Source organism: Priestia sp. P5, from assembly GCF_029522155.1.
Classification (GTDB): Bacteria; Bacillota; Bacilli; order Bacillales; family Bacillaceae_H; genus Priestia; species Priestia megaterium_E.
In genome coordinates this window covers 38046-51250 of record NZ_JAKWFJ010000002.1, presented here as the reverse complement: position 1 = coordinate 51250, position 13205 = coordinate 38046, and the positions used below count along the sequence as shown (strand labels likewise).

General features: G+C 39.0%; 14 protein-coding genes. 8 read left to right on the top strand and 6 right to left on the bottom strand.

Translation table 11 applies throughout. From position 1 onward, the window contains the following. Nucleotides 1-12: 12 nt before the first annotated feature. Nucleotides 13-321: a metal-sulfur cluster assembly factor gene (locus MMB69_RS17180; protein ID WP_013055384.1), complete on the bottom strand. Its 309-nt coding sequence runs from the start codon at nucleotides 319-321 to the stop codon at nucleotides 13-15. 235 nt (nucleotides 322-556) lie between these two features. Between MMB69_RS17180 and MMB69_RS17175 the strand changes: the two genes are divergently transcribed. The 3 genes from MMB69_RS17175 (at nucleotide 557) to MMB69_RS17165 (ending at nucleotide 2405) form a co-directional block, all read left to right on the top strand. After that, complete coding sequence (locus MMB69_RS17175; protein ID WP_277448083.1) at nucleotides 557-1369, top strand: Cof-type HAD-IIB family hydrolase; 813 nt, start codon at nucleotides 557-559, stop codon at nucleotides 1367-1369. Nucleotides 1370-1490: 121 nt separating this feature from the next. Further along, complete coding sequence (locus MMB69_RS17170) at nucleotides 1491-1640, top strand: hypothetical protein (RefSeq protein WP_013081728.1); 150 nt, start codon at nucleotides 1491-1493, stop codon at nucleotides 1638-1640. Between the two features lie 3 nt (nucleotides 1641-1643). Next, a complete protein-coding gene (locus MMB69_RS17165; RefSeq protein WP_264408880.1) occupies nucleotides 1644-2405 on the top strand; it encodes a DUF3813 family protein in 762 nt (253 codons plus the stop codon). Between the two features lie 37 nt (nucleotides 2406-2442). On the opposite strand, the gene MMB69_RS17160 is transcribed toward MMB69_RS17165, so the two are convergent. Next, nucleotides 2443-3282, bottom strand: a complete 840-nt coding sequence (locus MMB69_RS17160) for a YitT family protein (protein ID WP_277448412.1) — start codon at nucleotides 3280-3282, stop codon at nucleotides 2443-2445. Nucleotides 3283-3537: 255 nt separating this feature from the next. On the opposite strand from MMB69_RS17160, the gene MMB69_RS17155 reads away from it, so the two are divergent. Further along, complete coding sequence (locus MMB69_RS17155; protein ID WP_221785545.1) at nucleotides 3538-4398, top strand: DegV family protein; 861 nt, start codon at nucleotides 3538-3540, stop codon at nucleotides 4396-4398. 52 nt (nucleotides 4399-4450) lie between these two features. Then, nucleotides 4451-4582 carry a DUF3941 domain-containing protein gene (locus MMB69_RS17150; RefSeq protein ID WP_221785546.1) on the top strand — a complete coding sequence of 44 codons (132 nt, stop codon included), beginning with the start codon at nucleotides 4451-4453 and terminating at the stop codon, nucleotides 4580-4582. A gap of 34 nt (nucleotides 4583-4616) precedes the next feature. Here the strand turns inward: MMB69_RS17150 and MMB69_RS17145 are convergent, their stop codons facing one another. After that, nucleotides 4617-5480, bottom strand: coding sequence for a CvfB family protein (locus MMB69_RS17145; protein ID WP_277448082.1), 864 nt, complete (start codon nucleotides 5478-5480; stop codon nucleotides 4617-4619). Between the two features lie 255 nt (nucleotides 5481-5735). Here MMB69_RS17145 and MMB69_RS17140 point away from each other — a divergent pair, with 255 nt between their 5' ends. The 3 genes from MMB69_RS17140 (at nucleotide 5736) to MMB69_RS17130 (ending at nucleotide 8747) form a co-directional block, all read left to right on the top strand. Further along, nucleotides 5736-6227 (top strand): YajQ family cyclic di-GMP-binding protein, encoded by a 492-nt coding sequence (locus MMB69_RS17140; RefSeq protein ID WP_014461618.1) that lies wholly within the window; start codon nucleotides 5736-5738, stop codon nucleotides 6225-6227. A gap of 139 nt (nucleotides 6228-6366) precedes the next feature. After that, nucleotides 6367-7230 (top strand): SDR family oxidoreductase, encoded by an 864-nt coding sequence (locus MMB69_RS17135; RefSeq protein WP_221785547.1) that lies wholly within the window; start codon nucleotides 6367-6369, stop codon nucleotides 7228-7230. Between the two features lie 104 nt (nucleotides 7231-7334). Further along, nucleotides 7335-8747 carry a sigma-54 interaction domain-containing protein gene (locus tag MMB69_RS17130; RefSeq protein WP_028407442.1) on the top strand — a complete coding sequence of 471 codons (1413 nt, stop codon included), beginning with the start codon at nucleotides 7335-7337 and terminating at the stop codon, nucleotides 8745-8747. 27 nt (nucleotides 8748-8774) lie between these two features. Here MMB69_RS17130 and MMB69_RS17125 read toward each other — a convergent pair whose 3' ends face one another. The 3 genes from MMB69_RS17125 to MMB69_RS17115 form a co-directional block, all read right to left on the bottom strand. Further along, nucleotides 8775-10193, bottom strand: a complete 1419-nt coding sequence (locus MMB69_RS17125) for an amino acid permease (RefSeq protein ID WP_277448081.1) — start codon at nucleotides 10191-10193, stop codon at nucleotides 8775-8777. Nucleotides 10194-10216: 23 nt separating this feature from the next. After that, nucleotides 10217-11896 (bottom strand): M20/M25/M40 family metallo-hydrolase, encoded by a 1680-nt coding sequence (locus tag MMB69_RS17120; protein ID WP_221785549.1) that lies wholly within the window; start codon nucleotides 11894-11896, stop codon nucleotides 10217-10219. 103 nt (nucleotides 11897-11999) lie between these two features. Then, entirely contained in the window at nucleotides 12000-13205 is a 1206-nt protein-coding gene (locus MMB69_RS17115; RefSeq protein ID WP_013055371.1) for an ornithine--oxo-acid transaminase, read from the bottom strand.

The window sequence follows — 13205 nt, the reverse complement described above, 5'->3', positions numbered from 1 at the left end:
GATGGCTTTTTTTTATTGAACACCTAATGCAATTTTAGCGTAGCGCGTCATGCGATCTTTATCCCATGGCGGATTAAATGTGATATTCACTTCTACATTTTCTACTTCTTCAAGCGAAATTAATTGTTTTTTCACTTGTTCGCCAATCACACCAGCTAGCGGGCAGCCGATAGAAGTTAACGTCATCGTCACAATAACCGTGTTGTTTTCTTCCATTTCTACACCATACACTAAGCCTAAATTTACGATATCAACGCCAAGCTCTGGATCAATTACTTCTTCTAGTGATTCCATAATTTTATCTTCTAACTGTTTATCCATATTCATTCTCCTTTCTTTTACTTCCGTAATTATCTTCACGTATTAAATATACCCTTAAACAATTTATCGTAAGCAATCAATAACTATGTCTTACACCGTAACAAGACAGCTTTTGCATGTCAATCGTTCTGCTTTGCTCCTCAGGAAAAGTTGTGTAAAATATGGGAATACAAGCATGAATATTAGTAGAATTCAATATAATCGTATAACTACTTCAATTTAAAAGGAGCCCTATATGAGAAACGATCAACACTTAATCGCCTTAGATCTGGATGGAACATTGTTAACGAATGAAAAAACCATTTCATCTAAAACAAAACGGGTATTAGAAAAAGCCAAACAAGAAGGACATATTGTAATGATTGCAACTGGAAGACCTTATCGTTCCAGTGCTATGTATTACAGCGAATTAGATTTATCCACGCCTATCGTAAACTTTAACGGAGCGCTTGTCCATCACCCCCTTCAGCCTGATTTCGGCACGCACCACGAACCTTTAAACCGCCGCACTGTCCATGACATTGTGACAGCTATGCAAGACTATCGCATCAACAATATCATGGCAGAAGTACAAGATGATGTGTATCTTCATTTTGAAGATCGAAAATTAATGGATGTACTTAGCCTAGGGGATCCTAAATTACAAACGGGTGATTTGCGTCATACGCTACAGCACGATCCAACGTCTATTTTAATTCACGCAGATGAAGAACATGTACAAGATATACGCTCTCACCTTTCAGATGTTCATGCAGAAGTACTAGAACATAGACGCTGGGGAGCACCTTGGCATGTCGTTGAAATTGTAAAAAAAGGACTTAATAAAGCTGTAGGTCTTGAGCGCGTAGCTAATCATTATCAAATTCCACGCGAACGAATTATTGCGTTTGGAGATGAAGACAATGATTTTGAAATGATTAAATTTGCAGGACACGGTATCGCCATGGAAAATGGTATTAACGAATTAAAACAGCTAGCGCGTGAAGTAACAAAATCGAATGAAAATGATGGTATTGCTTATTATTTGGAAAAAACGTTAAATTTATAACTTAGCTTTTTTTGAAAAGCAAGGTAAATTTTTATCGCTATCATTTTTTTTATTTAGCACACACTATAACCGACACTTCTTAAGGTGTCGGTTTTATTTATATTACGAGGAGGAATTTATGATGGGCAGAGGCAATCGATCAAAACGTTTTGTGAAACAAGGTGCAGACGCAGTTCAAAAACATGATGAACGAATTCCTTATCATATGACTATGGCAGAGGCAGAAGCATTTCAAGCTCAGCAGCGCCAAACTCCTCATGGAGGACAGTAACTTATGAAAAATTCACTTTTTGGTCAAGTAAAAGATGCGATTCGAAATGCAGTATCCGGCCATTCAGAAGATCAGCTTCATCGTCAAAAGCACGGCAACGGTGAACTTGATATTTCAGAAGGCGTATTAAATAGTATTGCTTCTAACGCTTCTCCGCAGGAGCAAGAGCAGCTGAAGCAATTCCAAAACTCATTGCATCAAGCGTATGATACAGATGGAGAATCACATTCACAAGAGAAAAGCGCAGACATTACGTCTGATACGCTGTCTCATATCGTTCAGAATGCTTCTTCCGAAGAGAAGGCACAGCTTGAACAGCTCCAAAGCACTTTAGAAGGCGGTCATTCTCACGCTCACGGTAAAGCTCATACGTCCAGTGAAAGCGTGGCAGCTGATATATTATCTCATGCACAGCAAAATGCTTCTCCTGAAGAAAAGAGCCAGCTTGAACAGCTTCAAAGCACTTTAGAGGGCGGTCATTCTCACGCTCACGGTGAAGCTCACACGTCTAGTGAAAACGTAGCAGCTGATATGCTGTCTCATGCACAGCAAAGCGCTTCTCCTGAAGAACAAGCTCAGCTTCAGCAGCTTCAGAATACATTGGGAGCTGCTGGTCAAAATCATCAAACGTCTCAGGCTCATACGTCTGCAGCTTCTGATGAAAACATTGCAGCTGATATGCTGTCTCATGCGCAGCAAAATGCTTCTCCTGAAGAACAAGCTCAGCTTCAAGAGCTTTCTAATGACTTAAAAGGCACACATTAATAAAAAAAGGTCCAGGTAATGAATACCTGGACCTTTTTTAATCCTTTCGAAACAAACCAAAGATTCCCGTTGTCTGAACGATATTGGTAAATGCTTTAGGATCTACCTCTTTAATCACTCGCTCCAAGTCAAATAATTCATATCTAGTCAAAACAATCATTAGCATTTCTTTATCTTCGTTTGTAAAGCCGCCTTTAGCCGGTACCGCCGTAATCCCTCGCACAAGTTTGGCGTGAATCGCCTTTCTTAGCTCCACTCCTTTTTTCGTTACGATCATTGCTGTGAGTTTGACATGACGCGTATGAATAACATCAATGACGCGAGTAGTTGTATAAAGCGTCACAAGCGTATAGAGTGACTTCTCAGCACCATATAAAAGACCTGCTAGCACGATAATAATTGCGTTTAATATGAACATATAAGTGCCAATTGGTCGGTCTTTTACTCGAGACAAAACCAGAGCAATAATATCGAGCCCACCAGTTGAAGCTCCAAATTTTAACGTAATTCCTACCCCTACCGCTAAAATAACGCCTCCAAAAACTGCGTTAAGGATGATGTCTTTAGAAAGTGCTTGAATAGGAATAATTCCAAGAAACAAAGTTGTTGCAGCAACGCTGATAAAGCTGTAAACAGTAAATGACTTCCCAACTTTTTTCCACCCTAAAATAGTTACAGGAATATTTAACAACAACAGCAGCACTCCAGTGGAAATAGTAAAAGGGGTGTAATCTGTCACGATACTCGAAACAAGCTGAGCTACTCCTGTAAAGCCGCTCGAATATACATTAGCAGGTATCAAAAACAAGTTGAGCGCAAGCGCATTCAATAATGCTCCTACCAAGACGACTATCGCTTTTTTTGCTTCAAGCCACATATTCAAATGACCGACCTCCGCTTTTTAAAACTTCTTACTTTCTTATACCCATTTATAAAATGAATAAAGTCAGCATCTTTAAAATAGTTAGTACATATAGTATGTACGATTTGGCAGAATTAAAAAAACTTATTCAAAAATTGTATTTTCCTCAAAGTGCTTATACACTAATACTATGTCGTATATAACGCTTCTCAATGTTTATACATCAAATTCATTTAATATTTTATAAATGCAATTAGGAAGGTGACATTTATGTCAATTAAACTTTTAACCGATAGTGCAAGCGATTTGCCTTTATCTTTTTTTCAAGAAAATAACGTTGGCTTTTTACCGCTTCGCGTAAGCCTGGATAATCAAGAATTTTTAGATCTACAAACGATTGAGCCAACTTCTGTCTACGAAGCCATCCGTAAAGGCAAGATGCCAAAAACATCTCAAGCGGCTCCAACTACTATGTATGAAGTCTTTGAGAACATAGCTAAATCAGGTGATTCGTGCATTTATTTAGCTTTTTCTTCAGAATTATCCGGTACATATCAAACAGCAATGATGATTCGAGAAGAACTCCTAGAAAAGTATCCCGATTTCCAATTAGAGATAATCGATACGAAATGTGCATCTCTTGGCCAGGGAGTAGTTACTTATTATGCAGAACAATTACTACAACAAAACCTCTCACTAGTAGAGATGACAGAAAAAATAAAACAATACGCGCTGCATATGGAACATATTTTTACGGTCGATGACTTAGATTTTCTTGCTCAAGGAGGACGTGTGAGCAAAGCTTCTGCTTTTGTAGGAGGTCTGCTTAATATTAAGCCGCTGCTTCATGTGGAAGATGGAAAATTGATTCCAATCGAAAAAATCCGCGGCCGTAAAAAAGTATTTAAGCGCATGCTTGATGTAATGGAAGAGCGAGGAAAAAATCTCTCTTCTCAAACCATTGGAATTAGTCATGGAGATGATTTAGAAACAGCTCTTCAGCTGAAAGAGATGATTCAAGAACGTTTTGGAACCAAACATTTTATTATTAATATTATTGGTGCAGCCATAGGTTCTCACTCTGGCCCAGGGACGATTGCAGTCTTCTTTTTGAACGAAACCATCGAATAATTTAAAGAAGTCAGGGCATTCTAAAGGTACGATCAAAAAGGGGTGTATCACAATGCCAAAAACGAGCGATAACGATAAAAAAGCAAAAGATAATAACGCAAAGCTTCACGAAAAGAATCTGCAAGCTAAGCATAACCGTGAGCTTGGAAAACATTCATTTTCTAAAAAATCTGATCACTTATAAAAAGAAGCCGCTGAATTTTCAGCGGCTTCTCCTTTTAGTTTTCTTCTTTTTTAAAATATGTCCATCCTTCTTCTTGATAAACTTTTCCTTCTTTCATCAGTTTACCAAGCGCACGTTTGAACGCAGCTTTACTCATATTAAAGCGCTCACGAATATCTTCTGGATAGCTTTTATCCCAAAATGGCATAACGCCGCCGCGGCTTTCCATGTAATCGTATAGTACTTGTGCATCTTCATCCATGCTTTCTTGCTTGCGCGGAAGAAGCGATACGTTTAGCGTTCCGTCTTCTTTTACATTAATTACGCGGCCTGTTACATACGTACCAAGCTTTGGTTCTTTGCGTCTCTCGCTTTCATGAATAAATCCAACATATCCTTCATCTGTCATAATAAATGAACCTACGCGCAGTACGCGATAGATGTATCCACTCACTTCACGATTAAAAAGTTCGGGGGGAGCATCTAATGCCATTGCTTTCATCACATCATCTGTAGCAATTTTTCCGTACATCTTACCGCGCTTTGAAATCTTCATTGTACAGTAAACCTTGTTTCTGACTTCTGGCCACAGATCCTCTAGCGCAGGTAAGTCTGTTGAACCAATTAACATATCTTTGTTCATGCCGATATTTACAAACACACCTAAACCCGGATTAACATCTACGACCTCGACCCACTCATAAACACCTTCTTCAACAAGAGGTAAGTGCATCGTTGCCGTTAAACGGTCATGCTGATCAAGGTATAGAAAAACTTCTACTTCTTCCCCTTCAGCAAGTTCTCTTGTTGTTTCATTTTTATGTAGCAAAATTTCTTCTTCACCTTCTGCTAACATATAACCAATCGGCGTTTCCCGGTTTACTGTTAAATACGCTTTCATCCCAGCTTCTACATTCATCGTTCTATCCATCCTTTATATAAATTAGTAGTGATTGTTCCTTCACCACATACCTTCTCACTTTGCATCAAACAGCATTCTAAAGTTCAAATTAACTTAAATGCATACGTTTTGTTAAAAAGCTGCTTCTATAGCTTACAACAAAAAGCATAACTTGTATTGTATCAATTACCGGCTCTCTATTCAATATCAGTTGTATACAGTTTGTGTTTTATTTATAATAAAAGAACAAACTCTTTACATATGGAGGTTATTATGGCTAAAGATAGTTCATTTGACGTTGTGTCACAAGTCGATTTATCAGAGGTAACAAACGGCATTACCATGGCAACAAAAGAAATTAAAACCCGCTACGATTTTAAAGGCAGTAAAAGCGAAATCTCGCTTGAAAACGAAGAGCTTGTTCTTATTTCTGATGATGAATTTAAGCTTGAACAGTTAAAAGACGTACTGATTTCTAAGCTCATCAAACGCGGCGTACCTACACGCAATATCTCCTACGGTAAAATTGAAAATGCTTCTGGAGGAACGGTTAGACAGCGCGCTAAGTTAATTCAAGGTATCGACAAAGACAACGCTAAAAAGCTAAATACAATTATTAAAAATACCGGTTTAAAAGTAAAAAGCCAAATTCAAGATGATCAGCTTCGCGTAAGCGGTAAAAATCGTGATGACCTGCAGCAAATTATTTCAGCTATTCGCAGCGCTGATTTACCTATTGACGTACAATTTATTAATTACCGCTAAAAAAATGGATGCCCCGGCATTCATTTTTTCTTTTAAGGCCTCTTTTATTCGTTCAGTCTTATTCCTATGCATAGATACACTCTCTTAACAAATACTAGTATACGCTTACATACTCATATTAATTAAGGAGTGTATACCAATGAATCAAAATCAAAAACAAAACTTCCCTCCTCAGCATCAGCAAACTCAGCCAGGTATTGAGAAAGATATGCATCCAATCCCTACCTCTATCGCTCCAGACTATAAGGCAAGCGGAAAATTACAGAACAAAGTAGCCGTTATCACAGGAGGAGACAGCGGAATTGGGCGTTCTGTCGCTTACCATTATGCGAAAGAAGGTGCAAACGTTGTTGTAACCTATCTTAATGAACACGATGATGCAAATGAAACTAAAAAACAAGTTGAACGAATGGGAGCTTCTTGTTTGTTGCTTGCTGGTGACATAGGAGATGAACATTTTTGTCAAGAAGTCATCTCAAAGGCCATTCAGACTTTCGGAAAAATAGACATCTTAGTCAATAATGCAGCTGAACAGCATCCTCAAAAAAGTATTACGGATATCACGACTGAACAGCTTACCCGTACGTTCCAAACAAATATTTTTTCAATTTTCCATTTGACCAAAGCTGCATTGCCTCATTTAAAACAAGGAAGCGCTATTATTAATACAACGTCTGTGACAGCCTATCATGGGCATGATCAGCTGATTGATTACTCTTCAACCAAAGGTGCTATCGTGGCTTTCACACGTTCTTTGTCAGCTTCGCTCGCAACAAAAGGCATTCGCGTAAACGGCGTAGCTCCGGGACCCATTTGGACACCTCTTATTCCGTCTACGTTCGACGAACAGCAAGTTGCGACATTTGGGTCTAATACACCTATGAAACGGGCTGGACAGCCTTCTGAGCTCGGACCGGCCTATGTATACTTGGCAAGCTCTGATTCTTCTTATATGTCCGGGCAAGTTCTGCACATTAATGGGGGATCCATTGTAAACGGATAACATTTCTCTTCGGTCATTCATTTATTTTTATGTGGAAACACTATCAGAATTCAGCTATTTTTGTTTAAATAGAGATATGAACACCGCTAAAGGAGAGTATTTGAATGACCGATACATTAAGCACTCTTAAACATATATATGAAACCATTTTAAATAAAGTCGATGCCGGTATCCACGCGGTCGATGAAACAGGAAAAACCATTATTTACAATGAAAAGATGACAAAGATGGAGCTGATGGATGAACAAGACGTTTTACATAAAAACTTGTTAGATGTGTTTATGTTCAAAGAAAATCAGCAAAGCACGCTTGTACAGGCACTGCAAAAAGGAAAAGAAACGGTTAACGTCAAGCAAACGTATTTCAACAATCAAGGACAAGAAATCACGACAATTAATAATACCTTCCCTATTTTAAAAGACGGAGTCATTCAAGGAGCGGTGGAAATTGCTCAGGACGTGACGAAACTAGAGCGTCTAATCCGGCAAAACATTAGACAAAAAGGAAACACACGCTTTACGTTTGATAGCATCATCGGAAACAGTCAAGCCGTTCATGATGTGATTGAAGACGCCAAGCGCGCTACTAGAACTCCTTCTTATGTCTTAATTATTGGAGAAACAGGCACGGGTAAAGAACTGTTTGCTCAAAGCATACATAATGGCAGCAGCCGCTCTTCTGCTCCTTTTATTTCACAAAACTGTGCTGCGCTACCGGATAATTTAATTGAAAGCCTTTTGTTCGGTACGAAACGCGGAGCTTTTACAGGTGCAATGGATAATCCTGGTCTTTTCGAACAAGCACAAGGAGGCACATTACTGCTAGATGAAATCAACTCGTTAAACCCAAATCTGCAGGCTAAGCTTCTTCGAGTTCTGCAGGAAAAAACCGTACGAAGAATTGGGGATACAGTGGACAAACCGGTTAACGTTCGAGTGATCGCGAATATGAATGAAGATCCAATCGATGCGATTGCCGAAAACCGATTACGCAAAGACTTATATTACCGACTTGGCGTCGTGACGCTTTTTATTCCTCCTCTTCGTGAACGAAAAGAAGATATTATTGAATTAACAAAGTTTTTCATCAAAAAATACAATGATTTGTTTCAGATGAATGTAAAAACCGTAGATCACCAAGTGATGTCTTCTTTTCTCTCTTATGACTGGCCAGGGAACGTACGGGAATTAGAACACATTATTGAAGGCGCAATGAACTTGGTGATGGATGAAGACGTTATTCACTATTCTCACCTTCCTTTCCAATACAGAACGAAGTTCCAGCTAAAGCAGCATGAACATTTTGAAAATAAAGCAAGCAGTGACGCACCTTCTTATCCAAGCGCTTTTCACCCTTCTCTCCCTTTAAAGGAACAGCTGTTAGCGTTCGAAGCAGAATGTATTAAACAAACGCTTGAACAACACAGCCACAACATCTCAAAAAGTGCTAAGATACTAGGGCTGACCAGACAAAGCTTGCAGTATCGTATGAAACGATTAAACATCCGCTCTAAATAAAAAAGAAGTGCACTGTGCACTTCTTTTTTATTTTGCTTTATAAACCGGTGAATCCGATTGTTTTTGATTAATATTTTTCTTGATTCCTACGTGATAATACACGTAGAGTACAATAATTAAAGGGACCCCGCAGTAAAGACCAATTCGTTGATCCGGAATAAAAATTAAGCTGATTAATACAAGTCCATACAAACAAAAACCTAGAATAGGAACGAACGGATAAAGCGGCGTTTTAAATTTTAATTCCTTTATGTCTCCTCCTTCCGCTAAAAAACGACGGCGGAACATAAATTGAGAGGCACAAATGGACATCCAAACAATAATGGTCACCATTCCTGAAATCGAAATAAACCAAAGATATACGGTTTCAGCAGCCACGACGCTTGTAATCAACGAGCATCCTGAAATAATCATCGTCACAATTAATGCGTTAATTGGAACACCTTTTGAAGATAATTTCTTCAAAGGTTTTGGCCCCATATTGCTGTTTGACAATGACCAAAGCATACGAGAAGCAGCATAAACGCCGGAGTTCGCCACTGATAACACAGCTGTTAAAATGACAAAGTTCATGATATCTGCTGCGTATGGAATGCCAATTTGATCTAATACGGCAACAAACGGACTTTCAATGACTCCTGCTGTTTTGTATGGCAGAATAGAAACTAAAACAAACATAGCTAACACAAAGAAAAACAGCGTTCTCCAAATGACATTTCGAATAGATCTCGGCAACGTTTTCTCAGGACTTTCACTTTCTCCTGCTGCAATGCCGACAAGCTCCGTTCCTTGAAACGAAAAGTTAACCGTTACTAAAGTCAGTAGAACTGCCAGTATTCCATTTGGAAGAAGACCTGCGCCTTGGGTGAAATGCGAAAGAAACGGTGCAGGTTCTCCCCCTTTGAAGTCGATAAAACCAAAAACAGCAGCTCCTCCAATTAAAATAAATAGAATAATAGCCGTAACTTTAATACTCGAAAACCAAAACTCAGTTTCAGCATAGCTTCGAGCAGAAAGAGCGTTAATTAAAAACGTAATGACGCCAAAAATTAAGCACCATGACCATACAGGTACATCGGGAAACCACCTCTGCATTAAAATTCCTGCTGACGTAAATTCAAGCCCTGTCGTATTTGCCCAGCTGAACCAGTACAGCCATCCAATCATAAAGCCTGTAGAAGGTCCTAAAAACCTTGTAGCGTATTCTTGAAAGGAACCTGAAACGGGCATTGCTACCGCTAGCTCTCCTAAACAAAGCATAACTAAGTACATGAGGAAGCCGCCTATTATATATGCAAGAATGGCTCCTCCCGGCCCTGCCTGGCTAATAGTAAAACCCGAACCTAAAAATAGGCCTGTCCCAATCACACCTCCTAACGCAATCATAAATAAATGTCTGCTTTTCATTGTTCTCTGTAATTGGTTTTGTTCTGTATGTCTATTCATCGGTACCTCCGTTCTTCATTTTCTTATATGTGGTTTGTACAAGCATACCTACTTTTTAACATCTGAACAGTTGTTTCTTGAATCAACTTAGGAAGGACGCCGAACGAATAAGGCTTGTACACTCGCTCTGTCCACTTATGTCCGTCTTTCCCATATACCCCCATATTAATGGACGGAATATCTAATTCTCGAATTTCACGGAAAGGAATCGCCCCCGCAATCCCCCACCCCGGAAAGTTACGTGTAAAAGCATCGATTTCCTCATCTGTCTCATGAAGAGATAAAAAGCTGCCATCCGCTAGGTAGGGGAAAAATTTTTTAAACTGAAACGTCTCTCCCGTCTGTTTTCCAACCTTCTCCACAGCCGCTTGCAAGGGATAAAGAAGCTGCTGATCTCTGCTTTCGTCTTTCTTCAAGTGATTATGAGGCAAGTAAGGCGGTGCAAAAAAGACAATTACGCGCGGACTTTGATGCGGATCTAACCTTTGAAGTTCTTCAATTACTTTAAAGCACCTCGTTCTAAGTTCTAAATGCGCATACTGTTCGAAAGCTTGTTCAACACAAGCCTGAGCATTTATCCCTTTTTGATCCAATTCTTCCAGGTAATCTTCTAAACTCACAACATCCACTTTCCAAGACAGGCTTCGCTTTGGTAAATTCGTTCTTCGAACAAAAAGTTCGTAATAATCAGAAAGTTTTTTCTCCACTTTTTCACATGCTTCGATTGATAATCCAATTAATTGACTCATCACTTCTTTTGCCGTTCGTTCATAGATGAAATAATTAAAATACAAATGACTGCTTACAGCGGTTTGTACATTATAAGCCTCTTTATTATCTCGTTGATACAGACAGGAAGGTGGCAGTACCAATTCTCCTTCAATATTTTCAGCTAGATTAATATTGTTATGAATGCTTCCTGTAATCTCAGATGCAATCAAATTAGGATCTATACCAGCAAGCGTATCTCCTACATGTACTTCTCTTCCGTAAATATAAAAACATGGAAGCAGCTTCCCAGCGGCTCCTGTATAAATATAACGCGTGGAATCTCCATCGTAAAGAGGTGTAATAAAATCGGTATTAATCGCTGCTACATATGAAAGATTTTTTTCTTTTTTCAAACGGTTCAGTTCAGAAACAGCAGAAATAATTCCAGCATGCTGACTTTCCTCATCTGGGTTGACCATAAAAAGCACGTTTCCTTCTAATTGATTTGGATGCTTAGTAAAATGCAGCACATTGGCTAAATGTACAGCAATTCCACTTTGCATATCAACGGCTCCTCTTCCAAACATCCATTCACCTGAGCGAGCATCTCGCTGTACATCTTCATTAATATTATGCATAGAGAAATATCGCTGAAGTTCTTCTGGATCTAACGCTATGTCTTTTAATGAACCAAAATCTTCAATGCCAACCGTATCTAAGTGAGCGTGATAAATCATTGTTTGAGCATTTTTTTTGCTGCCTTGAATAAAAGCAAATACATTTTTTCTACCTAGCGTGTCGCCATTAATTTTCTGTTCCCAAACGTGAAGGGGATTTTCTTTGAAATAAGGAAAACTTTGAAGCGTGTTTTTAATGAAATCAGCAATCTTTACTTCGCCGCTTGTCCCATTGATACTTTTGATTTTCACTAACGCTTTTGTTAAACATTCAACTTGCTCTTCCATGCTTAGCTGTGAGAGTTGGATATACACTTCTATTCCTCCTGCCTATCAAATAAAAACGTTATTTAGCTGCATATGAATAAAAATAGTACGATATATACATATCGTACTATTTTTATTTATTTTAAACCGATTACTCAGCAAATACTTTTTCAATTCGTTCAATTGCCCAGTCTAACTCTTCTTTTGAAATCGTTAGCGGCGGAGCAAAACGAATAACCGTACTGTGCGTTTCTTTACAAAGCAAACCTTGGTCTTTTAATTTTTCACAATAAGGACGAGCTTCTTCGTGTAATTCTACCCCGATGAATAGACCGCGGCCGCGCACTTCTTTAATAACTGGATTGCTTAAGCTTTGGAGCTTCTGCTTGAAATAAGAACCTAATTCTAATGAACGCGCTGGAAGTTCTTCATCTTCAATTACTTCCAAAGCAGCTAATGATACGGCACAAGCAAGCGGGTTTCCTCCAAATGTTGAACCATGAGAGCCAGGGTTAAAGACACTTAAAATGTCTTCGTTAGCGACTACGCAAGAAATAGGGAAAACTCCTCCTCCAAGCGCTTTACCTAAAATCAGCATATCTGGTTCTACGCCTTCCCAATCACAAGCAAACATTTTGCCTGTACGGGCTAATCCAACTTGGATTTCATCAGCAATAAATAGCACATTATGTTCTTTACATAAATCAGCTGCAGCTTTTAAGAAGCCTTCTGGAGGTAAAACGATACCTGCTTCGCCTTGAATTGGCTCAATTAAAAATGCGGCTGTATTTGGTGTAATAGCAGCTTTTAACGCTTCTAAATCACCATAAGGAATGGTTTGAAGCCCTGGAAGCATCGGTCCAAAACCACGTTGATATTCTGCTTCAGACGATAAGGAAACAGCTGTCATTGTACGACCGTGGAAGTTCCCCACACATGCGATGATTTGTGCTTGATTTTCAGCAACGCCTTTCACATCGTAAGCCCAGCGGCGTGCAGCTTTAATGGCTGTTTCCACCGCTTCTGCTCCCGTATTCATTGGAAGAGCCATATTTTTATTTGTTAATTTACAAATCTTTTCATACCATGGACCAAGCTGATCATTATGAAACGCTCGTGACGTTAACGTTACTTTATCAGCTTGACGTTTTAATGCTTCAATAATTTTTGGATGACGATGTCCTTGGTTAACAGCGGAATAAGCACTTAGCATATCCATATATTTATTATTTTCTGGATCGTGTACCCATACGCCTTCTGCCTTTTCAATTACAATCGGCAGCGGATGATAGTTGTGTGCCCCAAATTTTTCTGTTTGCTCAATGATTTTTACCGTTTTTTGTGTTTCAGTTGTCAT